Below are 23,412 nucleotides of genomic sequence, written 5' to 3'. Positions count from 1 at the left end.
TAAGATCGACTTGAGCCGGACCGCCGCGCACGGACAGGTGATTCACAACTTCCTCACCCCTCGCAGGAACTTTCCGAGGAACCATCCGTACGGGTAGTCTTATTCGAACTCAACTCCCGCCCCTCAAGCGGCAGTTCGAGCAGATCGCCGTCCCTGGGCATCCCCCCGCACCCTCTTGGCGGCCTCTTGCCGCGAAACCCCCTGAGGGCTGTCGGGAGTGGGCCACTATGGCGGGCGTTACGCCCTATCCCAATGCAAGGGACCCCTGATGAGACTGACCGACATATCGCTGAACTGGCTGCTTCCGGGCGCCGTACTGCTCCTGGGCATGCTGGTGGCGGTGGCGGTGCTCGCGCGCGGAAAGCGCTCCTCCGGGGAGAACGCGAGCGCGGACGACTCCTGGGAGCGCAGCGAGGAGCGCCGCAGGCGCAAGGAGGCCATCTACGGCACCGCCTCCTATGTGCTGCTGTTCTGCTGTGCGGCGGTGGCGGCCGCCCTGTCCTTCCACGGCCTGGTCGGCTTCGGCGAGCAGAACCTCGGACTGACCGACGGCTGGCAGTACCTGGTGCCCTTCGGCCTCGACGGCGCGGCCATGTTCTGCTCCGTCCTCGCGGTGCGCGAGGCCAGCCACGGTGACGCGGCCCTCGGCTCGCGCATCCTCGTGTGGCTGTTCGCCGCCGCCGCGGCCTGGTTCAACTGGGTGCACGCCCCCCGCGGCGTCGACCACGCGGGCGCCCCGCAGTTCTTCTCCGGCATGTCCCTGTCGGCGGCGGTCCTGTTCGACCGCGCGCTGAAGCAGACCCGCCGCGCCGCCCTGCGCGAGCAGGGCCTGGTGCCGCGCCCGCTGCCGCAGATCCGCATCGTGCGCTGGCTGCGCGCCCCCCGCGAGACCTACAAGGCCTGGTCGCTGATGCTCCTTGAGGGCGTGCGCAGCCTGGACGAGGCCGTCGAGGAGGTCCGCGAGGACAAGCGCCAGAAGGACCAGTCGCGCGAGCGCCGACGCGAGCAGCAGCGCATGGAGCGCGCCCAGCTCAAGGCCATCAGCCGGGGCCACGGCCGCTTCGTGGGCCGCGTCGGCGGCGGGCGGCAGGTCGAGATGCAGGCGGTCGAGCGCGGCCCCTCTTCCGCACCTGCGGAGCCTGCCATATCGACGACCGCGGAACAGCTGCCGGTGCCCTCGCGTCCCTCCCTCCAGCCGGTCCGCAAAGGGTCTGACCCGGTGACCGTCGACCTCACCGCGGAGGACGACACCATGGCCCTGCCCCGCCTGGACTCCCTGGAGCGCAAGCTCAAGGACCTGGAGCAGCAGTTCGGCTAGGAAACACGGAGCTTCACGGGTCGGGGGCGTGACCGCCGGGGTCGCGCCCCCGACCCGTGTCCGCGCTCCCTCACGCCGCCTCGGCGCCCAGTTCGAACCACACCGACTTGCCGACCCCGTGCGGCCGTACCCCCCAGGAGTCCGCGAGCGACTCCACCAGGACCATGCCCCGGCCGTGGGTGTCGTCGTCCGGATCGGGGGTGCGCACCCGGGGTCTTCGGGGCACGAAGTCCCGTACCTCCACGCGCAGTCCGCCGGGCACCACGACCGCGGTGAGGACGGCGTCGTCGTCGGTGTGCACGAGCGCGTTGGTGACCAGTTCGCTGGTGAGCAGCTCGGCGATCTCCGACCGTCCGGGCTTGCCCCAGTCCCGCAACAGCTCGCGCAGCTCCCGGCGGGCCTCCGGCACGGCCCGTAGATCCGCCCGCCCGAGCCTGCGCCACAGCCGCTGCGGCGGCTCCACGACCCGGCCGCGGCGCTCCCGTGCCTCCGGCCGATCCCGGCGTTCCCGCCCGTCCCGCCGCTCCCGCGCGTTCTCCACGGAGTCCGCGACGGAAGCCCGCACCGGCCGCACCGGCGACTCCCCCGGGGCCCTGACGGCCCCCGTGGTCTCCATGACACCGCCGGGAACTTCCCCCAGGGGCTCCCCCGTGCCGTCCCCCGGTTCCGCGGAGGGGGCCCCGGTGGTCACGGGACCACCCCCTCGTGCCTGCCTCTTCATGACCCCCGCCCGCACGCCGCTCGAACCCTGCCCCTCCTGGTCGAACACGTTCACGGGGGGATGCTTGCCCAGTGGACCAACGGCCAGTCCTGGGGCCGGCCCGATGACCGGCGGTTCGGCCACCGTCGGGGCCCGACACACCCGGGCACGGGGCGCGGGTGCGGACCGTACGACGGCCTTCCGGGCAGCCACCTGACGCCGCTGACGCCCCGTGACGGCCGGTCAGCCGCGCCCGGCACAGCTGGTCGACAGACCGTCACGGGCGGTGAAACTGGCCGAAACTGGCTCCCCGGTCCGGGTGGTGTCAGGGCCGGGGCACGTTGCGCAGGTTGGAGCGGGCCATCTGGACCATGCGGCCCACCCCGCCGTCCAGCACGATCTTGGAGGCCGACAGCGCGAACCCGGTGACCATCTCGGCGCTGATCTTCGGCGGGATGGAGAGGGCGTTCGGGTCGGTGACGATGTCCACCAGGGCCGGGCCCTTGTGCCGGAACGCGTCCTTGAGCGCGCCGGCGAGCTGCTTGGGCTTCTCCACCCGCACCCCGAACGCCCCGCACGCGCGGGCCACGGCGGCGAAGTCGGGGTTGACGTTGACGGTGCCGTACGCGGGCAGCCCGGAGACCATCATCTCCAGTTCGATCATGCCGAGCGCGGAGTTGTTGAACAGCACCACCTTGACCGGGAGATCGTGCTGCACCAGGGTCAGGAAGTCCCCCATCATCATGGTGAACCCGCCGTCCCCGGACATCGACACCACCTGTCGGCGCCGGTCGGTGAACTGCGCGCCGATCGCCATGGGCAGCGCGTTGGCCATCGAGCCGTGCGAGAACGAACCGATGATCCGGCGGCGGCCGTTGGGCGAGATGTAGCGCGCCGCCCACACGTTGCACATGCCGGTGTCCACCGTGAACACGGCGTCGCCGTCGGCGACCTCGTCGAGTACGGCGGCCACGTACTCGGGGTGGATCGGGACGTGCCGGTCGACCTTCCTGGTGTACGCCTTGACCACGCCCTCCAGCGCGTCGGCGTGTTTCTTCAGCATCCGGTCGAGGAAGCGCCGGCCGGTCTTCTCCGCGACCCTCGGGATGAGGCAGCGCAGCGTCTCGCGCACGTCGCCCCACACCGCGAGGTCGAGCCGGGAGCGCCGGCCCAACACCTCGGGCCGTACGTCGATCTGCGCGATCCGGACGTCGTCGGGCAGGAAGGCGTTGTACGGGAAGTCGGTTCCGAGCAGGATCAGCAGGTCGCACTCGTGGGTGGCCTCGTACGCGGCGCCGTAGCCGAGGAGGCCGCTCATGCCGACGTCGTACGGGTTGTCGTACTGGATGAATTCCTTGCCGCGCAGGGCGTGTCCCACCGGGGCCTTGACCTTCTCGGCGAACCGCATGACCTCGGCGTGCGCCCCCGCCGTGCCGCTGCCGCAGAAGAGGGTGACCTTGCCGGCCTTGTCGATCATGTCCACCAGGGCGTCGATCTCGGCGTCGCCGGGGCGCACGGTGGGCCGTGAGGTGACCAGGGCGCTCTGCGCGGCCTTCTCCGGGGCGGGTTCGGCGGCGATGTCGCCGGGCAGCGAGACCACGCTGACCCCGCTCTGGCCGACCGCGTGCTGGATGGCGGTCTGCAGCAGCCGGGGCATCTGCTTGGCGCTGGAGATCAGCTCGCTGTAGTGACTGCACTCCTGGAAGAGCCGGTCGGGGTGGGTCTCCTGGAAGTACCCGAGGCCGATCTCGCTGGAGGGGATGTGGGAGGCGAGGGCGAGCACGGGTGCCATGGAGCGGTGGGCGTCGTACAGGCCGTTGATGAGATGGAGGTTGCCGGGGCCGCAGGAGCCGGCGCAGGCGGTCAGCTTCCCGGTGATCTGGGCCTCGGCGCCGGCCGCGAAGGCGGCGGTCTCCTCGTGGCGGACATGCACCCAGTCGATGGCGGAGTTGCGGCGGACGGCGTCCACGACCGGGTTGAGGCTGTCGCCGACGACACCGTAGAGGCGGCGCACGCCGGCGCGGACGAGGATGTCGACGAACTGTTCGGCTACGGTCTGCTTGGCCATGTTCTCTCGTCTGCCCCTTCCGAGGTCCCGGACCCGTCCGTGGTTCCCGGTTCCATGGAGGCACACGAGGGGCCTTTACGCCTCCCACAGGGCCGCCGCCGTGCGGTCGTCGGCGTACCCCTTGACCCGTACCCGGGCGTCGGCGAGGAACGCGGCGAGTCCGGGGGCGCGGCGGCCGGACCAGCGCCGGGACAGATGGGCGCTCAGCGCCGGCTCACCGCGCAGCGGCTCGGCCAGGCCCGGCGTGCACATCAGCAGCGCATCACCCGGGCGGGCTAGCGAGACCTGGAAGCGGAAGGGGGCGCGGACCGGCTCCGGCGGCGGCTCGGGCACCGGGTCGTACGGCCCCGGCGGGCCGGGAAGGCCGAGGCCGAGGGTGAGGCGGTCGCCGTCGGGCGGCTCGGGCGCCTCCTCGTGCGGGGCGGCGCCCGGCTCGACGTCCCGCCAGGTGCCGTCCCGCAGCAGGAAGAGGCCGCCGTCGCCGACGCCGAAGAACACGCGGGTACGGCAGCGCGGGTCGGCGGGCAGCAGCAGGCAGCGCAGCGTCGCCGTGTACTCGTGCGGCTCCATGCCCTGTGCTTCGGCGCTCTCCCTGAGCCGGCCGAGGCCGCGGTCGGTCAGGCGGTGCAGACCCGCCTTGAGGTCGGCGCGCCGGGTCGCGCGGATGTCCTCGGCCAGCCGCCGGTGGCTGCGGCCCACCGCCCGGCAGATCCAGCGGCACGCCTCGGCCGCCGCCAGGTGCGCCTGGGGGGTGGCACGGGCGCCGGTGGCCATCGCGACGAGCACCAGCGCGTGTTCGCCGGTCCCGAACCGCGCGGTCAGCAGCGCGTCCCGGCGCGGCTCGCCCCGGTAGCGCGCCGAGTCCCCGCGCACCGACACGGATCGCAGCGTCCAGCTCCCGTACCGGGCGCCGTCCACCACCGTGTCCGGCACCAGTTCCCCCAGCTCCTCCGGATCGGTGACCGGGAGGGCGGTGGGCTCGGGGTCGTAGGTGGGGGGTCCGGAGCCGACGTAGTCGAGGGCCGAGTCCTGGGCGGGGGCGGGGGCGGAGTCGTGGGCCGGACCGACGGCCGAGTCGTACGCCGTCCGGTGAGGTGAGGGACGCTCAGGTGCCGGGCGCTGGACCGGGAGGACGGGAAGGGTCGGAACGTCGGGCAGCGGGGGGACGTCGGCCGCCCCCGGGACGTCGGGCGGGGCCGGTCTCTCCCGGACCGTGTTCCGCACCGAGGTGAAGCGGTCCTCCAGGGAGTCGGGCGCGGTCGTCGGGCCCGTGTCCCCGGTGGAGTCGTACAACCGCCCCCACCAGTCGTCCTCGGGACGGGCGGTGGGCCTTCCCCCCTGCTGGCTCATGCCCTGATTGTCACCACGCGTGCGGGCGGAAAACGGGGCATCGCGAAATTCCCGCGCGCACGCCCGCGTGCGACGGCGTGTCGAGGGACGGTCCGGACAGGCGTACGAAAAAGATGGCGGTCGCCGGGCGGTCCCACCCCCCACGGGGAGACCGCCCGGCGACGTAGGAAGGGGCCCGGCTCCATGTCCCCCCGGACCGGACCATGTCGGCCACCCGCCCGGTGGCCGGATCGCGGCGCAGGCGTCCTGCCGCGGTGAGGCCCACCTTGGCAGAGGCACCGGCGGTACCGCGATGATGGGCGGCGGCGGGTTTACGCCGTGGCCGGTTTCCGCCAGCCTTGGTCCTCCGCACCAGCCTGTTCTCGGACGGCCGGTACGCGGATGACCGGTCCTCAGGTGGCTTGCAGACGGTCGGTACTCAGGTACTCAGGGACTCGGGTGCGCAGGAACCCGGGGGAGGGACGCGGGGCGATGCTGGCGGCGATAGGGCTGGACGAGAGGCACGAGGCGGCGTACCGGGCGCTGGTGGCGGTGGGCGCGGCCGATGTGGCCGATCTGGCGCGGCGGCTGGTGCTGGGGACGCAGGACACCGAGCGCACGTTGCGGGGGCTGGAGCGGCACGGCCTCGCGGCCCGCTCCTCGGCGCGGCCCGGCCGGTGGGTCGCGGCGCCGCCCGCGGTGGCACTGGGCGCGCTGCTGACCCGGCAGCGGCACGAGCTGGAGCAGGCGGAGCTGGCGGCGGCACTGCTCGCGCGGGAGTACCGGGCGGCGGCGGCCGAACCGGCGGTGCACGACCTGGTGGAGGTGGTGACCGGTGCCTCGGCGGTCGCGCAGCGCTTCCTCCAGCTCCAGTTGGGCGCCGCCGAGGAGGTGTGCGCGCTGGTGACCGACAGCCCGGTGGCGGTCTCCGCGGCGGAGAACGAGGCGGAGGAGCAGGCGGCCGCACGCGGGGTGCGGTACCGGGTGGTGATGGAGCGGGGGGTGCTCGATCTGCCGCGGGCGCTCGACGGGCTGACCGAGGCGCTCGGCCGGGGCGAGCGGGTGCGGGTGGTGGACCGGGTGCCGACGAAGCTGGTGGTGGCCGACCGTTCGCTGGCGATGGTGCCGCTGACCTCGCACAGCGCGGAGCCGGCCGCGCTGGTGGTGCACGCCAGCGGCCTCCTGGAGCTGCTGGCCGGGCTGTTCGAGTCGGTGTGGCGCGCGGCGCTGCCGCTGCGGCTGAACACGGACGGCGCGGCCGAGGAGGTGCCGGACGGCCCGGACGCCACCGATCTGGAGGTGCTCTCGCTGCTGCTGGCCGGGCTGACCGACGCGAGCGTGGCCAAGCAGCTCGACCTGGGCCTGCGGACCGTGCAGCGCCGGGTGAAACGGCTGATGGAGCTGGCCGGGGTGACCACCCGGCTCCAGCTGGGCTGGCACGCCTTCGAGCGCGGCTGGGTCGCCCGCGAGCAGCGGGACTGATCCCGCCGCCGGCCTCGCCGGGCCGCCGGTTCTCCGCCACCCTGGGCAGATGGACGCCCGGGAACTCCTGCTGGTCGGCGTGGTGATCGCGTTCGGCCTGGCGGGTGTGCTGGTGCCCGGGGTGCCGGGGTCGTGGCTGGTGTGGGCCGGGGTCCTGTGGTGGGCGCTGAAGGATCCGCGCCCGCAGGCGTGGGCGGTGCTGGCGGGCGCCACCGCGGTGCTGCTGCTCGCGCAGGTGGTGCGCTGGACGCTGCCGCCCCGCCGGCTCCGGGAGAGCGGCGCGACCCCCGCGATGGCGGCGTACGCCGGCGTGGGCGCGCTGCTCGGCTTCGTGCTGCTGCCGGTGGTGGGGGCGGTGCCGGGTTTCCTGGCCGGGATCTATCTCCACGAGAGGCTCCGCCTGGGCCGGCACGGCGAGGCGATGGCCGCTCTGCGCACGACCATGCGCGCGGGCGGCTCCGGCGTCCTGACCGAACTGCTCGCGTGCCTGCTGGTCGCGGGGGCGTGGCTGGGGGTGGTGCTGCGGGGGTGAACCGGCCTGCGGTACGGGGCCGTCGGCATCCCCGCACGGTGCGCCGCGTCGTACGGCCCGGGCCGTACGACGCCGGCGGTCACCCCTTCCCGCGGGACCACGGCTCCCGTCACCCCTCCCCCGCGGGACCACGGCTCTCCGGCCCGCCGAGCGCCCGCCGTACCGTCTCCGCCACCGCCGCCATCCCCGCGTCGTCGAAGTGCAGATGGTCACCGGGGTCGTACGCCGGGAGGATGCGGTTCGGTCGGGCGGGGTCGCGGACGACCGCGTCGGCGTCGGCGACCGCGTCGAAGGCTCCACCGGTGCGGATGAAGGTGTTGACCCGCTGCCGTACCTCCTCGCGGCCGTCCGTGTAGGCGGCGTACCCGAAGAACGGGGTGAGGGTGACGCCGACGACGCGGATGCCGCGGGCGTGGGCGCGGGAGACGAGGGTGCGGTAGGCGTCGGCGTAGGCGGCGGGGTCGTTCGCCGGGGGCAGGCCCTTGATGTCGTTGATGCCCTCGAAGACGACGAGGACCCGCGCCCCGGCCCGGTCGAGTGCGTCGGCGTCGAGGCGGGTGAGGGCGCTCGGTCCGGTGCCGTCGCGCAGCAGCCGGTTGCCGCTGATCCCGGCGTTGAGGACGCCGAGCCCGTGGCCGAGCAGCCGGGCGGCGAGCCGGTCGGGCCAGCGGTGGTTGGCGTCGGGGGTGGACCCGGTGCCGTCGGTGAGGGAGTCGCCGAAGGCCACCACGCTGCCGGTGGCGTCGCCGAGGACGTCGACGCCGGTGACGTAGTACCAGGACCTGATGATCTTCCCGTACGACGATCCGCCGACGTCATCGGCGTGGCCCGCGCCCTCGGGGGCCAGGTATCCGGTCTGCAGGGCGGTGGCGTGGTACGTGGCGCGACCGTCGTCCTCGGGGGTGTACACGGTGACGAGGAGGTCGGCGGCGTCCGGCACGGCCAGCGGCACCCGGTCGCTGACGGTGTCCCGCCCCGCCGGGACGGTGGCGGTGGCGGCGCCCCGGAAGGTGACGGCGCGCAGGGTACCGGGTACCGCGTCCGGTCCGGCCGCCCGGCGCAGCGCCACGGTGACCGCGCCGAGCCGCAGGGGCTCGGTGCCGAGCCGGTTGCTGAGCCGCACCCGGACGGCGGTGCCGCCGACGCTGAGATGGACGACGTTGCGGACGGCCGCGCCGGGCACCGCGGCGGTGGTCCCGGAGGGCGCGGTCTCCCAACTGCCACTCCAGCGTGGTGCGTTGTGCGCGGCGCCGGGTGCGGCGGCGACGCCTGCGCCGGCCCCCGTGCCCGGTAGCACCAGTGCCAGCAGCAGGACCGCGAGTGCCCGCCCCACCTTGCCCATGTGCGCCCGCCCTTCCCCGTGGTCCGCCGGAGGCGACCGTGCCACAGCGCCGGCCCGCGCCGCCGCACGTCGGCCGCGATTCCACCCGCTCGGCCCAATGGGCGGTTGGCCGCCCTTCTTTCCACATGACCTCCGGGACGACCGGCACGAGTCAGCCGAAGGCACCGACGCGTTTCCAGGACTCCTCAGCAGGTGTCCTCTCGCCGGCAGACCGCTCTCGGCTCGACCCGTGACGCGGTTGGCCTCCGCGATCCTCGACGAGCCATCGAGCGGCCGCGGCAGTCACGACGGCCGACGCGAAGGCCGGGGACCGGTCAGCCTCGGCGTGCTTCGTGCCGCGATCGGCCCCCGAGCAGGGGGCCGATTCCACCGATCCTCGCAACACCCTGGAGTTCAGGGAGTTGCGAGGATCGTGGATTTTGAGGTGCTGAAGGCGAAGTTCTTCGAGGCACTGGATCGGGAGGGCGGGAGCGTCAGCGCTGCCGCTCGCGCTGTCGGGGTGAACCGCAACACGGCGTTCGGATGGGCCCGCCAGGCTGGTGTCCGCGGTCGCGGCAAGTCCGGCACGTCTGGGCATCCCGGTCGGGCGGAGTACGAGCGGCTGCGTGCGGCCGGAGTCCGACGCCGGGATGCCGCCGCGCAGGTCGGTGTCCACGTGCGCACCGCCCACGACTGGGACCAGGGCATCCGGCAGATCGGCCATTCGCGACTGCTGAACGCGCAGACACGGTCTCGCAAGCCGGGGGCCGAGTGCAGGTCAGCCGTTGCCGTCCTGAAGGCGATGGAGCCCGGCGAAGCCTCCCGCAGCGAGTAGCTCGGCGTACGTGCCGGTTTCGGCGATGCGGCCGTCGCTCAGGACGATGATGCGGTCCACGCGGGCTCGTCCCACAGGACGGATCTCCGATACCCCAGGAGTGGATCAGAAGATCGGTGGTCTCCCAGCGCGCGTGAGCCGGGCCACGGTGCCCCAGCTCATGGGCGCGCGCTCGCCGTGGCCGCCGCGCAGGCCTTCCCGGAAGCCGTCGATGGATGCCTTGAGCGCGGCCCGGTCCCGGAATCGGGTCAGCGTCAGCACCCCGAACGTGGCGAGGTTCAACAGCACTAGGAGGTGAGGCAGGTTCCGGCGGGCCAGCCAGACCCGGTTACGTGCGTTGAGCCGGTAGAACCTGGCATGCCGGGCCGGATCAGTCGCGGGGTGGTGTACGACGATGTCCGGGAGGTACCGGCCGGTGCGCCCTTGGTCCCACAGCCGCCAGGCCAGATCGATTCCTTCGTGGAAGAGGAAGAAGCGGCCGGGCCAGCCGCCGGCGGCGTCGAATGCGTCGCGGCGGACCATGACGACGCCTTCGGCCATGACGGTGACGATGCCGGGCCGGGAGGGATCGGCGGCCCGGAGCCGGGGCACCCAGCGGCGCAGGGTGACGCCGGTGTCCGGGTCGCTGATGCGGGGCTGGACGTACGCGAGCCCCGCATCCTGGCGGAGTTCGGCGGCGAGCCGGGCGAGTACGTCGGCGTCCGGGAGGTGGGCGTCGTTGTCGAAGAAGAACAGGTAGTCGCCCTTGACCTCCCGGGCGCCGATGTTGCGGCCCTCGGGGATGCCGACGTTCTCGGGCAGGGCGACCGTGCGCACCCCCGGGGGGACCAGCTCGGGGGTGCAGCCGTTGCCGACCACGACGACGTCCAGCTCGATGCCCTGCTGGGCGAGGAGCGAAGCCATGGCCCGAGGGAACTCCTCGGTCCGGTCGTTCATGGTCAGAACGACGGCTCCGACGGCCGGCCGGGATGCGCCAGTGCTCACAGGGGCGGGAGTCCTTCACTGCTGATGCGGGCGTAGTAAGCCCGTCGTTTTCTCGTCACCTTGCGGACGCCTCACCTTAGCCGGGCCGACGGCACTGAGGGCGGCCTCCACAGCCGTGTGCAGGGCGACGCCGACCTGGGACTGCCCATGCCGGGTCTGGCGCTCCACCAGGGAGTCGGCGACCGCGAAGACCGCGGCCGCGTCGATGCGCCGGTACTTGGCGACCGCGAACACGGCCGCGGCTTCCATATCGGCAGTCAGCACGCCGTGTCCGCCGTAGCGGGAGACTTCCGCCGAGGTCTCCCGGTACAGGGCGTCCGTAGTCCAGCTGGGCCCGCGCCGGGCGTCTACCCCCCTCGCGCGCAGGCTTCCAGCGAGGTCGCGGGTGAGCTGCTGGGACGCTTTGATGTGCGATCCCGGAGGGAGGTAGTGGTGGGAAACTCCCTCGTCGCGGAGTGCGTTGTCGCATATCACGAGCTGCCCCGGCGACAGGTCGGAGCGGAGCGTGGCGGCGGTACCGACCGTGATGACGCGGCGGGCACCGAGGGCGATCAGCTGTTCGAGGACCAGGGTCGCCGCCGGGGCTCCGAGGCCGAACCCGCCGCAGACGGCGACCTGTCGGTCCCGGCGCTTGAGGATGAACAGCTCGCCGCGGACCCAGTGCACGCGACGGCTGGGATAGCGGGTCACGGCCTGCTTCAGTACGTCCTGCTGGTACAGCAGGACGACGCCGTCGACGTCGGCGAGCGTCGCCTTCGGGTACTGGCCGCGCACGTGCTGGGCGTGCTCGGTCGGGTCGGTCACCGCCCGCAGGGCGTACTTGCCGGGGTGCAGCGGGAACGGTGGGGTCATGGGCGTGCTTCCCGCTCGGCGAGCGCGGCCGCGAACTCCTGCTCGGCGCCGGCGTGGACGTGGTTGAGGACGTGCCAGGGCAACACTGGCTCGTCCATGTGCCGCAGGTGCCGGTCGTAGTCCAGGCCGTGCTTGGCCAGGACCTGGACGAGCTGGTCCTTCGTCAGCTCGCCCAAGTCGGTACCGGCGTCGTAGAGGTCTTCCAGCACGTGGCCGATGCGCCGGTCTCCGCGCGAGCACACGACTTCCAGGTGCATGCGGCTCGCGCCGAACTGCTCCACACGGTAGTGCTGCTCGTACTCCTCGTCGCCGGCCAGTTCGCGCAGCCGGGCGGCCACCTGGTCGCCGTAGTCCTGGACCACGTCGGGGTCCGCCATCCGCAGCCGCTGGCTGAGTGTTCCCGGCTTGGGCATGAACTGGTGGAGCTTGACGATCACGGTCCCGTCGGGGTGGCCGAGCCGTCGGCGGACGTCGAGGGCGTAGTCGGCGATGGCGAGCCGGTCGGCCTCGCGCTCGCCGGGCGCCCCGATGATGAAGTACAGCATCACTGTGTTGACATCGTTCGCCCGGCACAGGTCGATGGCCTTGGCCACGCGCTCGCGTTTTTGCGTCTTGCCGTACAGGGCGACGAGGTCGGGCGCGGCCCACTCGGGCGCGACGGTGATGATGCCGCGCGCCTGGGTGAGGTGCAGCTCGGTGAACAGGTGCCCGAAGTCTCCGAGTTCGGTGACGGCCTGGAGGTAGTCGGCGCTGATCTCGTCGGCCCGGACGGAGCCGATGATCGTGGTGACCTTCTCCCCGGCGGCCTCCGCCCGTCGGGCGTAGGCGCGGATGTGCTCCAGCAGCTGCTGCCGGTACCGGTACTGCGTGAACGTCGGCGCGCTGATGATGATCTTGCGGACCTTGTGGGCTTCGAGCCGGTCCACGTAGTCGGTGAGCAGCTCAAGCGGCGCCTGCCGGAAGTCCGGGAGGCCCAGGTTGCAGAAGCTGCAATCGTGCAGGCAGCCCAGGACCGGGTGCACGCCGGCCGCGGTGCCGTCGGTGATCGGATAGCAGAAGTGGGAGGCGCCCAGCTCCTTCGGGGTGAGGTACTGGGCATGCACGCCGGCGGGCACGGTGGGGTGCTTGGGCCGGACCGCGCTGACGCCGCCGCCGGGCAGGAAGTCGCACTCGTACATGGAGGGGACGTACAGGCCGGGCACCCGGGCGAGCTGTTCGTGCAGGGACGGGCCGGTGTAGGGCCGGGCGCGGTCGGCGTGGACGATGCGGAGCAGTTCGGCCAGGGACTGCTCGGCCTCGCCGATGGCGACAACGTCGAGGTAGTCGGCCAGCGGCTCGGGATCGGCCAGGCCGCTGTTCCCGCCCACGACGAGCGGGTGGACGCCGGGGATGCGGTCGGCGGTGCGCCGGGGCACACCGGCGAGGTCCAGCAGCCGTAACACGCTGTGCAGATCACCGGAGTTGATGACGGATATGCCGAGGACGTCGGCCTCGCCGACCGGCAGCGGCGACTCGATGCTGCGGAACGGCTCCCCGGCGGGCGCCGTGAGCCGGTTGCCGTCGCGGACGAGGCAGTCGTACTGGATGGCCCGCTCGGCGACGGCCGGGATGTCCTCGCTGCGGTTGATCAGGTCGCACAGGCTCATCGGCCCGTTGCACATCAGGCTGTAGGCGTGGCCGAAGGGGAGGAGGAAGACCATGCGCAGCAGCCCGGCCGGGTCCTTGGGCTGGTAGGCGTCGGCGAGTCGGATCTCCCGGGCGTGGATGGCGTCGATCTCCTGCTGGAGCTGTGACATGCGGGGGTTCCTTTCACGCGGCGGGGGTGCGGGCGGTGCTGGCGAGGGCCTGCCGGATGGCGATGCAGATGGCGGCCTCGTCCCCAGAGCTGATGCGGGGGTGGAGGATCGGGCACAGCAGCCGCGCGGCGAGCTGTTCGGCGCGCGGGCAGTGCTGGCCGCGGGTGTGCTCGCGGATCAGGCCGTGTCCGAGGTAGGTCACCGGGTCGCTGATGATGCTGCCGACGCCGTGCCGGTCGGCCAGCGTGTTCATCAGCTCGTACCGCCGGCCGCCCGCCCACTGCTCGGGCACGAGCAGGTTGTGCCGGTAGTAGAGGTGCCGCCGGCCGTCGAGGGTGAGCGGTAGCGTCAGCTCCTCGGTGTCGGCCAAAGCGCGGGTGCGCGTGTGGGCGCGGCGGATGCGGGCGTCGTTCATCTCGTCCAGGCGCGCGAGCTGGACCAGACCCACTGCGGCCTGGGCCTTGCTCATCATCTGGTTGGTGCCCCACTGGGCCCGGCCACCGTAGGTGCGCAGCAGCCGCAGGTGCTCGGCCAGCTGCGGGTCGGAGGTGGTGACCATGCCCCCCTGGCCCAGGGTGGTCATCAGCTTCTTCGACTCGAAGCTGAAGACCGTGGCCCAGCCTTCGCTGTCCGCGCCGACCCGCGCCCCGGCCGGCGTGACCCCGCCGCAGGCCCGCGCCGCGTCCACGATGACGACGGGCGGCCCGTACACGGGGTGCGGGTGCGCGGCGGCCAGGTCGAGGAAGGGCCGTAGGTCGGCGACCGCCCCGTTCCAGTGGGTGACCAGGATCGCCCTCGTACGCTCCGTCATGACCCTCTCGGTGTCGGCGGGGTCCAGGTTGAGCGTCACCGGGTCGGGTTCGGCGAGGACCAGGCGACCGCCCTGCCCGATGACCGCGATGTGCGGGCCGACGAAGTTGAGGGCGCAGGAGATCACCTCGTCACCCGGCGCGAGCCGCAGATGGCGCAGGACCATCTCCATGGCGGTGCCGCCGCTGTTGAACGCGATGGCGTGCTCGGCGCCCATCCAGGCGGCGAACGCGCCCTCGAAGGCCTCGCAGTACGCGGCCGGCTTCCAGCCCGTACGCCAGTCGTCGGACTCAGCCATCACCTTCTGCACGGCCAGGTGCTCGGCGCTGGTGTACCAGCCGCCCTGCGCCGGCTCGACGGGCCAGCGCAGGCCGCCGGTGCGCCGCGGCACCGTAAGCGGATTCGTGGGCATCAGACCTGCCCTTCCACGGCCGCGAGACCGGGGACGTTTCGCTGCTCGAAGTCGCTGATCAGGCGGACCTTCGTGGCGGCGGACGAGCCGGGGTCGAAGCGGTGGGTGAGCCACTCGGCGGCCAGCTGGCGCGCCAGGCCGAGACCGATGACGCCCTGACCGAAGGTGAGCACCTGGGCGTTGTTGGAGCGCACCGCGGCCCGCACGGACAGCGAGTCGTGTGCGGTGACGGCCCTGACCCCGGCCACTTTGTTGGCGGTGATGGCCATGCCGAGGCCGGTGTGGCAGACCAGCAGGGCGCGGTCGGCTTGGCCGGTTGCTATGAGCTGGGCGGCAGCGAGGGCGATCTCGGGGTAGGCGATATGGGTGGGGCCGTCGATTCCGATGTCCATGACCTCGGCAACCAGCGTGCTCGCCCGCAGATCGTGGGCGAGCATGCCCTTGTAGTGGTGGCCGGCAGCATCGGCGCCGACAACGACGCGGAATCGGGTGTTTTGTGTGCTCATGATGCGTATCCTCCTCACATGAGGGGATAGGTGGAGTCGTTGCCCGGCAGCAGGCGTCTCCGCCCTCTCCGGGCAGTGGCGGGCGGGAGTGCGGCAGTGCGCTGCGTGAACGGGGATGCGCCTGGGCACATCGAGATCGACGGCCAGGCAGCAGCTACTTCGGGCGCGGCGGCCTCGCACCACCGCGCGGCCGGAGAGGCACACCGGCCTTAGACAGGGCTTTATGTACGAATCCGTACGATTTACCTATCTCATCCGCGATGGCGCGGACCGACGCACCACCGCCGTACTTCTCCCGTAGCCACGCGGCGGCACGGGCCTCCTGCTCGGGTTTGAGCCACCGGCCGTATTCCGGCCAGCTGATCTCTTCTTCAGACACGGCTCTTCCCCTCCGGCTCCACGGTCAGCCCGGCGGCAGGGGCACCCGCCATCACGTCGACGTCGAGGACCACGGGGAGGTGATCCGAGAGGCCCCGTGCTGCGGGTGTGTCGTGGATGGCGTAGGAGGTGACGACCAGGCCGGAGACAAGGGTGTAGTCCAAGCGCAAGAGCACCGGCTCGTTGGGGTAGTAGTAGCCGACGCTCGCGGCCTCGGGATCGCCAAAGAGCATCTGCGGGTCCTGCCAGCCGCTTTCGAGCAGCACCTGGACGGCGCGTCGATCCGCACGCCCGAAGTGTCCGTCGGGCGAGACGAGCCGGTACCGCGAGTGCAAGTTCCGCGGGACGAGCGACCAGTCCGGGTGCCGGTCCGGCGTATTGAGGTCACCCAGGAGCAGTGCGCCCCGGGGTGCGCCCGGGAAGGGACCGCCGTAGTCGGTAAGCATCCGGGCCTCGTCGAGCCGCGCGTCACCGGAGGACCAGTCGAAGTGCGTGGCGAAGACGGTGAAGTCGCTGCTCGGGTCGCTGCCGGCCGCGACCGGACGCAGCTGGGCCCGGATCAGGGCGTGGTGGAAATCCCCCTCGCCCACGATCCACCAGTCCATCAGTCGGACGCTGGAATCCCGGATCAGCAAAGCGGTGCCGTTGTAAGGGTCCGGGACCCTGCGAACGCGCGAGCGGGCCATGCCGACGGGAACCATGCCCAGCGCGTCCGCCACCTGGCACAGGTGGCGGTTGGTCCACCCCGTGCACTCCTGGAGGCTCAGGATGTCCGGGGTCAGGTGGGCGAGCATCTCCGTCTGGGCGCGGAGGCGCGTGTCGTCGCCGGCGTCGAGGCCGCCGGTCAGCAGGTTGTAGGTGATGGCACGTAACTCGTGAGTCGCCAAAGCGGTCTTCTCCAAGGAGCATCGGTGCGCCCGTGGTGGCCGCCCATCGGGGAGGCAGAGGCACCACGGAGATCGCGGGTAGAGCGGAGGTCAGAGCATTCGGGACCGGGACAACTGCAGGGCCAGATCCGCAGCCGGAGGCCGGCTCGCCTCAGGAGCGTCGAGCACCGCCCGTAGCACCGTGTCCAGCTGCCGCCAGTGATCGAGACCGCCGAATGGGGCGGGATGGCGGACGATCACCTTGGCCAGCTCGGCCTCGGTGAACAGGGAGGGGTCTACCCCCAGGGCGCTGTAGTCGCGCGGCCACCGGCCGCTGGCCGCCCACCAGATCATCGCGGCCAGCATCCAGGTCTCGTCTGCCGCGGTAGTGCACGTCGGCCGCTCCGCTCGCGCGAGCATCTCGGGACTGGCCAGATGGACGAGACCTGCACCCCCTGTGGGGTGCACGTCGCTATCCGCGGACCAGGCCCGTGACCAGTCGATCAGCCGAGCCCCATCCGGTGCGACGATGACGTGATGTGGCTGGAGATCACCGTGTACCCATCCCCGCAGATGGACGGCGGCGACCGAGACGCACGTATCGATGGCAGCCCCCAGGACCTCCTCCTGGCACTTACCCGTGCGGTCCCGGACCGGCGCGAAGACCTCCCACAGCGTGGGCCCGGTGACCCACGGCGTGGCCAGCCAGGCGGCGCCGCCACCACTACCGTGCCGAGTTCTGGAGCCGTTGGACACGGCCGGCCACATACCGGTGAGCTGCGACCGCACCGCGGCCTCTCGGGCCACCGACGCGGCGCCGGGGCCCACGCCGACCTTCAGCTTCCACGATCCCAGCAAGCCGGACACCCGCCACAGCTCGACACCGTCGTGTCCACCCACCGGTGTCCACTGGGCCGCAGTGCCGGCCAGGGCCTCTACCACGGTCCGGCCGTGCGTGGGCCGCGCGTTGGCCCTGAATCTCGGTACTGCCTGAGTCATGATCACCTCGGATCTGGGCAACGCCACTTCGCGCCTCGGAGGCGGCGCTGCCGTGCGGTGCGGGCTCCCGGCCCGTAGCCGGTGAGGCCCGAGCTTCGTGCCACAGGTCGACGCGGTACGCGGGGCCGAGATGCCGACGTGGGCTCTATGTCGGTTAAAAGGCGCTCGCGCCGACTGCTGGTGCCGCTCCCCGGCCGCGACTGTGACGTCCGAGCGGCCGGGGAGCGGTGTCTGCCCCGCCTCCTGGTCCGGTCCCAGGAGGCGGGTGTCCCATCAGCTCCGCAGGGCTACGCCGACGAGGCTGGAGTCCTGGGTGAGGGGATACAGGGTCATGTGCGCCCACCCGCTGCGTAGCTCGGCAATGCGCGCCCTCGACAGGCCGCAGTGCGCGACGCCTTGCGGCATCAGCTCGGCGACGGTCGTCGTGATGTGCAGGACTCCGTCGGGCCTGAGCCAGCGGCGGACGCGAGTCATGAAGCGCGGCCCGTCGATGAACTCAAAGCTGAGCCGGCACACCACGATGTCGACGGGCCCCGGATCGGGGACGAGGGGCCTGGCGGCGGTGACGTCGTAGAGGTGGAAGTCAAGTAGCTCCCCGACCTGGGGGTGCGTCTCCCGGGCGGCCTTGATGGCGGACAGGCTGAAGTCAACCCCAGTGACCGACATCCCCCAGTCGGCCATGTGGGCGCTCAATTGTCCTCGACCGCACCCAATGTCCAGGGCCCGCATGCCGGACTGGGCCCCCGTATGGACCCGCAGCATCTGCCGCTCGTCGGCGGTGGGTGGGTCGACGGCGTACCCCGCGTCGTAGAGGCTGTCCCAGTACCCGGGGGTCCGTGTCTCGTGGACCGCGGTGCTCATGCGGCGGCTTCCTCGGGCGAGGGGGCAGGCTGATCCAGCGTGTCCAGCGCGGCCGCGGCCGCCTGGGGCTTACTGATGTCGTCGTGGACGGTGACGCCGAGGAGCACATAGGCAGCCATGTGACCGGCGACAAGCAGCGCGGGCGGGATGACGCCTAACAGGTCCACACGCATTACGCGGCCACGGCACAGGGGATGTCTTGCGGACATGACTCTCACAAGGTCGGAGGGGGAAGGAAGAGACGTCGGCCGTACGCGGCGGGGAACGGCACGACCGACGCCGGCTCATGGGGTTCTCGATGCGGGCGCGCTTGGCTCGCTCGTGCGCTCGCGCAGTGCCTCGTGCAGGCGCTCGGGGCCCGCGAGCACCGGACCGCCGTAGTCAGGAGGAACCAGCCAGAACTGACCGGGCGGCGAAGTGCGGTCCAGGCTCGGCACGCCGATGTGGTGGACGTACGGTCCGGTCCCGCCTTGGCACACGGCGGCCAGATCGCGCGGCCAGTACTCGTCCGTGCCCGGCGGCACCAGGAAGTAGACGGCCGGCCGGTAGGGGTCGCACCAGACCGCCCCGGCTCCCAGCGCCGTCACCAGGGAGCGAAGCGCCTCCGGGTCGGTGCGCCGGTCGAGCCCGCGGCCAAGGACGCTGTAGGGCGCCCGTACGACGTCCCACACAATCCCGGCAGTCAGCACGGCCACACCACGCTCGGTCCACTGCTCGGCCGTGTACGGAGCCGTCGCGGCACGGAGCATCCACTGGGTCGCCCGCGTCCGCCGCTCCAGGGCCTCCCCACGCAGCGACCGCGCATCGTTGATCTGGATCGCATCGGATCGGGCGAGATGCATCGTCCCCACCGAGCCGACCTCTTTACGGATCGTGGTCATGGACTCACCGTGTCGCGAGTACGAGCGCTCTGCCAGGGGAAACCCGAGGGGGAAATCTCTGTCAAGGGGGAAACAGACGGGGGAAGTTGGGGCCATGATTGGCTTCCATCCAACGGCGAGGTCACACTCACTCATGTCAGACGAGTTCGCTGCCTTACTTCGTCAGCTCCGCAAGGACGTAGGACGGACGCAGGAGCAGCAGGCAGACGCGATCAACGCGGTCTCAGGCCGGGAAACCATGACCCGGCGGGAGATCAACCGCTACGAGAGCGGCAGGAACATTCCGACGAACCACACGCTCGCGCACATCGCGGCGGCCCTCGGTATCTCCTCCGAATACCTACAGCGGGAGGCCGCAGCCGCCCGCGCCCGGCGCAGGCGTAACGCTCGCCGCGATGGGGAGGACCAGGACGACGTGAAACGCCGCACGCTACTCGAAGGCGTCGTGGTCGGCGCCGCCGCCGCTACCGAGCCGTGGGAGCGCCTCTCGCGCGCCGTCAGCATGGGCAAGGAGATCGACCCAGAGGCCGCCGCCGCCCTCATTGACCGGGCCTGCGCGCTGCATGTGAGCGAACGCCACTTGACTGCTCGCCAGCTGCAAGGCGAGGTGGAGTCGCACCTCGACGCTGTAACGGCCGCGCTGCCGCGAGCCGGTAAGAGCGAACGAGCCCTCACGATCGCGGCCGGCGAGACCGCTGCTCTGGCTGGGTGGGTCGCATGGGACACGGGGGACTACCCTCCGGCCCAGGCGTACTACAGGGCCACCATGGACTGTGCGAAAGCCGCCGGGCATCCTCCCCTGCGCGCCCTGGCGCTCGCCTACGCGAGCTACGGAGCAGCCAGCCCCCAGAAGGCGGCCGAGTTGCTGACACAAGCCGCCAAGGACGTACGAGGCCCAGGCAACGCGGCCGCCGCTGCCTGGATCTACGGCAGGCTCGCAGAAGAGGCAGCCCAGATCGGCGACGCCCTCAACGCCCTTCGCGCCCTCGACCGCGCCCGCTTCGCGTACGAATTCGCTGACCACACTGCCGAGCAAGCATGGGTGGCCTTCGTGACGCCCTACCGGATGGACTCCCTGGCGCTGTCCGTGTACGGGCAGCTGGGGAGGCAAGAGCTGGCCGAGACCGCAGACCAGGCGGTAGATCGGTTGGGCAGGGACCTGCCGGAATCCGGCGTCGTCGTGCTGGGAGACCTGGCGACTGCACTGCTGCAAGGAGGAGACATCGACCAGGGCGTCTACGTGTCACGCCAGTTCGCCGCCGCGAGCGAGGCCCGTCCTACCACCATGGGTCGAGCCCGCGCTCAGGCCGTCGCGGATAAGCTTCCGGCCAGTGAGCGCGACCTCGCCCGGCACTTCAAGCAGCTCGCACTGTGACGAGTCACTCCGCAGATTGGGGCGCGGACTCCTCAACGACCCACTTCAGGTACGCGTCGGAACCGCCGATTACGGGAATGATGATCCATTCCGGGACCTCGTAGCTGTGCTCCCCTGCGACCCACGCCTCCAGCTGCGGAAGCCGGTCCGCAGTCGTCTTGTACGAGATCCGCCACTCCTGTGCGGTCTCGATCGCGCCCTTCCACCGGTACACCGCCGTGAACGGCTGGTCGATGTGAGCACAGGCGGCCAACCGGTTCTCGACCGCACCGCGAGCGAGGACCTTCGCCCTGGCCTCGTCATCGATGGTCGTCTGCGCAATCACGATCTCGCTGGCCATGCCACTGCCTCTCAAGTCGATGAACCTCGACCCTAACAACGGTCCTGCCGGCGAAGGGGGCGAAGCTGGCCACCAGAGCAAGCCATGACTGCGAACGCCCCTCACGTGCTCGTGGGCCGGTTCTGAGGGGCGTCGCGACATGCAGGACCGAGGGCCCCTTCCGCCGGGTCGTGACCAGGCCCGCCTCGCGCAGGACGGAGGGGCGGTGGCTGGCGGTTCCCGGGGAGACGCCCGCGGCGCGTGCCAGCGCGGTGGTGGTGCGTCCCCCGACGGCGTTCCTGAGGATCGCCGCCCGGGTGCGGCCGATCAGGCCCTCGAGGGAGGTGCCGGCCGGCTCTCCCCGGGTGTCCGGTGTCAGGGTCGTGCCGGTCCGGTGGGCCATCGGGTACACCACGACCGGGGGCAGGGTGGAATCCCTGAGAACCATGTGGGCGCCCCAGCAGAAGTAGGAGGGCAGCAGGAGGACGCCCCTGCCGTCGAGGTGCAGGTCGCGTTCGCCGAGCGGGCCGTGGACGGTGAGGACGGGAGGTTCCCAGACCAGCAGGGGGTGCAGGGGGTGCAGGGTGCTCAGCAGGCCGGACACGCCCTGTTTCCGTCACGACCGACCCGCAAGCCCGCCTCATCACGCTTGGCACGGGCCCTGGGAAACCGGGAGTCTCGGCCCCGCTGGCGTAGTGCCTGAACCAGTCCGGCTCCGCGACACCCACCAGCCAGTCCGGGGCAGCCTGGGCAAGCGCGTTGTAGGCGGACCGCAGGGTCTCGGCCACCATCTCCAGCCAGGACAGCTCCCGCACCGACGACAGCACATGCGTGGCGTCGGTGCGGGCTCGGCCCGCCGTCTTCAACAGGCCCTTGTCCCGGGCCGCGACCAGGATGCCGTCCAGCACCCGCCGCCCGGCATCCGCCTCCACCAGCCGGTCCCGGAGCTCCGACAGCACCGAGAAGTGAACCCCGGATCATCGAGCTGGAGGCCAAGGGCGTACTTGAAGTCGATCCTGGCCCGGACCGCTTACGCGGCCTGCCGGTCGGTCAGCCCCTCGACGAACTGCAACACCAGTACCAGCGCGAGCCGACCCGGTGACCAGGCAGGTCTGCCCCGCACCGGGAACAGGTCCGCGGACTCCTCGTCCGTGAACAACAATCCCAGCTCGTCCCGCACCCGGATCGCCAGGCTCCCCTTCGGGAACGCAGCCCGCGCCACCCGCACCGTCTCCGCCGGGATCTCCCCAGACCCCTTCGGCTGCATCGACATCCGCACCCACCCCATACGACAACGTCGGCCTTCAAGACCACAACCGGGTCTTGAAGGCCGACGTCACGCGAGGCCCCGGATTAACCAACAGCATCGGGACATACCTGCCGGGGCCCTCGGTGAAGACGATGCGCGGGGGGCCGCCGACGCCGGCCGGCCGCGGGTACAGCGTCAGGGTCTGGCGGCAGGACCGGCCGCCGTCCGCCACGCCGTGGCGGTGACGCAGCGTCCACGGGTACGTGCGCGCGTCGGCAACCAGCCCGACGGGGCCTCTTCGAACGGCGGGGCACGAGGCCCGGGGTACGCGGGTCGCGTCCGCGCTCCCGGAGCCGGAGCACCCGAAGACCGCGCTCGTCGTGGACGACGTCGTGCGCGTCGGTCCCGGGCGGGTGCGCGGTGGGGACAACCGCGCGAGGCCGCACCCCTCGCCGGGCCGCACGGCTTGGGTCCGGGGCTCAGCGAGGAGGTGGTCCGGATTCGTCCGAGCCTGGTGCCCGGCCGGGGACGTGAGGAAGCCGCGTCCTGGTCCGGCCCTGTTCGGTGTCGGCCATGAAGTCGAGCATCGCCCGGTTGGTCGCCCCGGCGTGGTCGATCTGCGGGCCGTGCCCGGTGTCCGCGATGATCTCGGCGCGGGCGCCCGGCACGAGCCGGGGGACGCGCTCGGCCTGCCGCTCGGGGTGCACCAGCAGGCTGCGCCGGCCGAGCAGCAGGTACAACGGCGTTCGTACGGAGGCCAGTTCGGCGTCGGTCAGCGGCTTCGGCGCCGGGCGGCGGATGCGGTAGGCGCGCACGCCGGTGCGGACCATGGTGCGCAGTTCGGGCACGACCAGCACCGGTTGCTCCAGCCAGGACGCGAGGCGGGGTCGCAGCGCCTTGGGGGCGAAGGTGGCGAACAGGCTGATGAAGATCCAGACGAAGAAGCGCGGTCCGACCTTCTCCAGGCCGCCCGGGTCGAGCAGCGTCACCGAGGCGAGCCGATCGGGCCCGCGGTGCGCCTGGTTGAGGGCGAGCCAGCCGCCGTAGGAGCTGCCGACCAGGTGCACCCGGTCGAGGCCGAGCCCGGCGAGGGTCTCGTCCAGCCACCGCGCGGCGCGCTCGGGCTCGTGGAGGGGGGCGCGGTGCACGCTGCGGCCGGGGTCCCCGGGGGTGTCGACGGCGTAGACGGTCCGCTCGGCGCCGAGGTCGCGGGTGTTCGGGTACCACATCGCCGAGCAGCTGCCGGCGCCGTGCACGAGGACGACGGGTACGCGGTCCCGGGCGGCCGCGTCGGGGTCGCCGCCGGGGCCGGCCGGGGGGTCGTACCGGTAGACGTGCGTGGTGCCGAAGGACGTCTCCACGTCCCCCTCCCAGGACGCGGGCGCGCCCAGCGCGTAGAGCGCGTCGCAGGCGGCGAAGTAGCGCTCGCGCCAGGTGTCGCTGACGTAGCGGCCGACGTCGGCCGGGGGACGGACTGCGGGCTTGGACACGGCCACCTCCGGGGCATTCGTGATACGACCGTACCACCATGATGGTACG

General features: G+C 71.9%; 23 protein-coding genes and 1 pseudogene. 5 read left to right on the top strand and 19 right to left on the bottom strand.

What is annotated here, in order from left to right:
• The first annotated feature begins 268 nt into the window (after positions 1-268).
• The gene (locus ACWDD7_RS03685) at positions 269-1,318 is read left to right on the top strand and encodes a DUF2637 domain-containing protein (RefSeq protein WP_450456116.1); all 1,050 of its coding nucleotides are present in this window, start codon (positions 269-271) and stop codon (positions 1,316-1,318) included.
• A gap of 70 nt (positions 1,319-1,388) precedes the next feature.
• On the opposite strand, the gene ACWDD7_RS03680 is transcribed toward ACWDD7_RS03685, so the two are convergent.
• The 3 genes from ACWDD7_RS03680 to ACWDD7_RS03670 form a co-directional block, all read right to left on the bottom strand.
• Positions 1,389-1,934: an ATP-binding protein gene (locus tag ACWDD7_RS03680; protein ID WP_450456352.1), complete on the bottom strand. Its 546-nt coding sequence runs from the start codon at positions 1,932-1,934 to the stop codon at positions 1,389-1,391.
• Positions 1,935-2,343: 409 nt separating this feature from the next.
• Positions 2,344-4,086 carry a pyruvate dehydrogenase gene (locus tag ACWDD7_RS03675; RefSeq protein WP_450456115.1) on the bottom strand — a complete coding sequence of 581 codons (1,743 nt, stop codon included), beginning with the start codon at positions 4,084-4,086 and terminating at the stop codon, positions 2,344-2,346.
• 75 nt (positions 4,087-4,161) lie between these two features.
• The gene (locus tag ACWDD7_RS03670; protein WP_450456114.1) at positions 4,162-5,436 is read right to left on the bottom strand and encodes a protein phosphatase 2C domain-containing protein; all 1,275 of its coding nucleotides are present in this window, start codon (positions 5,434-5,436) and stop codon (positions 4,162-4,164) included.
• A gap of 471 nt (positions 5,437-5,907) precedes the next feature.
• On the opposite strand from ACWDD7_RS03670, the gene ACWDD7_RS03665 reads away from it, so the two are divergent.
• Together ACWDD7_RS03665 and ACWDD7_RS03660 are read left to right on the top strand one after the other, a co-directional pair.
• The gene (locus ACWDD7_RS03665) at positions 5,908-6,897 is read left to right on the top strand and encodes a helix-turn-helix domain-containing protein (RefSeq protein ID WP_450456112.1); all 990 of its coding nucleotides are present in this window, start codon (positions 5,908-5,910) and stop codon (positions 6,895-6,897) included.
• A gap of 49 nt (positions 6,898-6,946) precedes the next feature.
• The gene (locus ACWDD7_RS03660) at positions 6,947-7,429 is read left to right on the top strand and encodes a DUF456 domain-containing protein (RefSeq protein WP_392213897.1); all 483 of its coding nucleotides are present in this window, start codon (positions 6,947-6,949) and stop codon (positions 7,427-7,429) included.
• A 109-nt stretch (positions 7,430-7,538) separates the two neighbouring features.
• Here ACWDD7_RS03660 and ACWDD7_RS03655 read toward each other — a convergent pair whose 3' ends face one another.
• A complete protein-coding gene (locus tag ACWDD7_RS03655; protein WP_450456111.1) occupies positions 7,539-8,771 on the bottom strand; it encodes an SGNH/GDSL hydrolase family protein in 1,233 nt (410 codons plus the stop codon).
• Positions 8,772-9,183: 412 nt separating this feature from the next.
• On the opposite strand from ACWDD7_RS03655, the gene ACWDD7_RS03650 reads away from it, so the two are divergent.
• Positions 9,184-9,585, top strand: a complete 402-nt coding sequence (locus ACWDD7_RS03650; protein WP_450456110.1) for a hypothetical protein — start codon at positions 9,184-9,186, stop codon at positions 9,583-9,585.
• 105 nt (positions 9,586-9,690) lie between these two features.
• Here the strand turns inward: ACWDD7_RS03650 and ACWDD7_RS03645 are convergent, their stop codons facing one another.
• The 11 genes from ACWDD7_RS03645 to ACWDD7_RS03595 form a co-directional block, all read right to left on the bottom strand.
• Positions 9,691-10,569: a glycosyltransferase family 2 protein gene (locus ACWDD7_RS03645; protein WP_450456109.1), complete on the bottom strand. Its 879-nt coding sequence runs from the start codon at positions 10,567-10,569 to the stop codon at positions 9,691-9,693.
• A gap of 15 nt (positions 10,570-10,584) precedes the next feature.
• Positions 10,585-11,421 (bottom strand): nucleoside phosphorylase, encoded by an 837-nt coding sequence (locus tag ACWDD7_RS03640; protein WP_450456108.1) that lies wholly within the window; start codon positions 11,419-11,421, stop codon positions 10,585-10,587.
• Positions 11,418-13,217 carry a B12-binding domain-containing radical SAM protein gene (locus tag ACWDD7_RS03635; RefSeq protein ID WP_450456107.1) on the bottom strand — a complete coding sequence of 600 codons (1,800 nt, stop codon included), beginning with the start codon at positions 13,215-13,217 and terminating at the stop codon, positions 11,418-11,420. The genes ACWDD7_RS03640 and ACWDD7_RS03635 overlap by 4 nt, the downstream gene beginning before the upstream one ends.
• Positions 13,218-13,230: 13 nt before the next feature.
• On the bottom strand, positions 13,231-14,439 hold the full coding sequence (locus tag ACWDD7_RS03630; RefSeq protein ID WP_450456105.1) for a DegT/DnrJ/EryC1/StrS family aminotransferase: 1,209 nt from the start codon (positions 14,437-14,439) through the stop codon (positions 13,231-13,233).
• On the bottom strand, positions 14,439-14,945 hold the full coding sequence (locus tag ACWDD7_RS03625; RefSeq protein ID WP_392213904.1) for an RpiB/LacA/LacB family sugar-phosphate isomerase: 507 nt from the start codon (positions 14,943-14,945) through the stop codon (positions 14,439-14,441). Before ACWDD7_RS03625 ends, ACWDD7_RS03630 begins: the two co-directional genes overlap by 1 nt.
• 154 nt (positions 14,946-15,099) lie before the next feature.
• Positions 15,100-15,324, bottom strand: coding sequence for a helix-turn-helix domain-containing protein (locus ACWDD7_RS03620; protein ID WP_450456103.1), 225 nt, complete (start codon positions 15,322-15,324; stop codon positions 15,100-15,102).
• Positions 15,317-16,210: an endonuclease/exonuclease/phosphatase family protein gene (locus ACWDD7_RS03615; protein WP_450456102.1), complete on the bottom strand. Its 894-nt coding sequence runs from the start codon at positions 16,208-16,210 to the stop codon at positions 15,317-15,319. Before ACWDD7_RS03615 ends, ACWDD7_RS03620 begins: the two co-directional genes overlap by 8 nt.
• A 90-nt stretch (positions 16,211-16,300) precedes the next feature.
• Positions 16,301-17,131 carry a phosphotransferase gene (locus ACWDD7_RS03610; RefSeq protein WP_450456101.1) on the bottom strand — a complete coding sequence of 277 codons (831 nt, stop codon included), beginning with the start codon at positions 17,129-17,131 and terminating at the stop codon, positions 16,301-16,303.
• A gap of 330 nt (positions 17,132-17,461) precedes the next feature.
• A complete protein-coding gene (locus ACWDD7_RS03605; protein WP_450456099.1) occupies positions 17,462-18,049 on the bottom strand; it encodes a class I SAM-dependent methyltransferase in 588 nt (195 codons plus the stop codon).
• On the bottom strand, positions 18,046-18,168 hold the full coding sequence (locus ACWDD7_RS03600; RefSeq protein ID WP_450456097.1) for a hypothetical protein: 123 nt from the start codon (positions 18,166-18,168) through the stop codon (positions 18,046-18,048). Before ACWDD7_RS03600 ends, ACWDD7_RS03605 begins: the two co-directional genes overlap by 4 nt.
• Before the next feature lie 165 nt (positions 18,169-18,333).
• Entirely contained in the window at positions 18,334-18,930 is a 597-nt protein-coding gene (locus ACWDD7_RS03595; RefSeq protein WP_450456095.1) for a hypothetical protein, read from the bottom strand.
• 133 nt (positions 18,931-19,063) lie between these two features.
• Here ACWDD7_RS03595 and ACWDD7_RS03590 point away from each other — a divergent pair, with 133 nt between their 5' ends.
• Positions 19,064-20,305 carry a helix-turn-helix domain-containing protein gene (locus ACWDD7_RS03590; RefSeq protein WP_450456093.1) on the top strand — a complete coding sequence of 414 codons (1,242 nt, stop codon included), beginning with the start codon at positions 19,064-19,066 and terminating at the stop codon, positions 20,303-20,305.
• A gap of 4 nt (positions 20,306-20,309) precedes the next feature.
• On the opposite strand, the gene cutA is transcribed toward ACWDD7_RS03590, so the two are convergent.
• From cutA to ACWDD7_RS03570, 4 genes and pseudogenes are all read right to left on the bottom strand, one after another.
• The gene (gene cutA / locus ACWDD7_RS03585; RefSeq protein ID WP_392211831.1) at positions 20,310-20,645 is read right to left on the bottom strand and encodes a divalent-cation tolerance protein CutA; all 336 of its coding nucleotides are present in this window, start codon (positions 20,643-20,645) and stop codon (positions 20,310-20,312) included.
• Positions 20,605-21,228 (bottom strand): winged helix-turn-helix domain-containing protein, encoded by a 624-nt coding sequence (locus ACWDD7_RS03580; protein WP_450456359.1) that lies wholly within the window; start codon positions 21,226-21,228, stop codon positions 20,605-20,607. The genes cutA and ACWDD7_RS03580 overlap by 41 nt, the downstream gene beginning before the upstream one ends.
• 2 nt (positions 21,229-21,230) lie before the next feature.
• Positions 21,231-21,897 (bottom strand): annotated as a pseudogene (locus tag ACWDD7_RS03575) (transposase); the annotation flags it as partial.
• Positions 21,898-22,352: 455 nt separating this feature from the next.
• Positions 22,353-23,369 carry an alpha/beta fold hydrolase gene (locus ACWDD7_RS03570; RefSeq protein WP_450456090.1) on the bottom strand — a complete coding sequence of 339 codons (1,017 nt, stop codon included), beginning with the start codon at positions 23,367-23,369 and terminating at the stop codon, positions 22,353-22,355.
• Positions 23,370-23,412: the final 43 nt, after the last annotated feature.

This window comes from Streptomyces sp. NPDC001056 (assembly GCF_053598955.1).
Note: the sequence above shows the minus strand (reverse complement) of the source record. Positions and strands in the feature narration are given on the sequence as shown.